This window comes from Rhizobium sp. RHZ02 (genome assembly GCF_014851575.1).
GTDB classification, from domain to species: domain Bacteria; phylum Pseudomonadota; class Alphaproteobacteria; order Rhizobiales; family Rhizobiaceae; genus Rhizobium; species Rhizobium altiplani.
In genome coordinates this window covers 1-607 of record NZ_JACUZX010000086.1, presented here as the reverse complement: position 1 = coordinate 607, position 607 = coordinate 1, and the positions used below count along the sequence as shown (strand labels likewise).

Genomic DNA, 607 nt, shown 5'->3' with positions numbered 1-607 from the left:
CTAGGCTGTGGTGACAATTTAACTATTTGATCCATAGCATGATGCTCGCGAGCTTTATGAAGCCGAGGAAGTTGTCGGCGATCTTGTCGTAGCGCGTTGCGATACGCCGCCATTGTTTGAGCTTGGCGAAGAAGCTCTCAATGCCCCATCGCTGTTTGTAGGCAAGGCGATCATAGGCATGTTGGTGCTTGCGATGTCGGCGTGGCGGAATGACTGGCTCGCCGCCTTGATCAAGAATGATGTCATGCAAGCTGTCGGCATCATAGGCGCGATCCGCGAGCACCTGTTTGGCTGGGAGTGCGCGGATAAGGTCGCAAGCCGGTGCCATGTCGTTCTGTTGTCCAGGGCCGAGTTGAAAGCGAACCGGCAATCCCAGTGCATCAACTACCGCATGGATTTTGCTGCCAAATCCACCTCGGGAGCGGCCGAGAGCCTGGGCTTGCGCTCCCCCCTTTTTCGCCGCCCGCCGGCGGCTTGGGCCTGCGCCCGGATAACCGTGGCGTCGATGGACAACCACTCCATGTCCGGATCGACAGAAACTGCTTCGAAAATCCGGTCGAATATGCCCTGCTCGATCCAACGGTAATAGCGCCGTTTGACCGTCTGA

Annotated in this window: 1 pseudogene; it reads right to left on the bottom strand. The window is 57.3% G+C overall.

The window, feature by feature from the left end:
• Positions 1–22 precede the first annotated feature (22 nt).
• Positions 23–607, bottom strand: a pseudogene (locus tag IB244_RS31615) (IS5 family transposase); the annotation flags it as partial.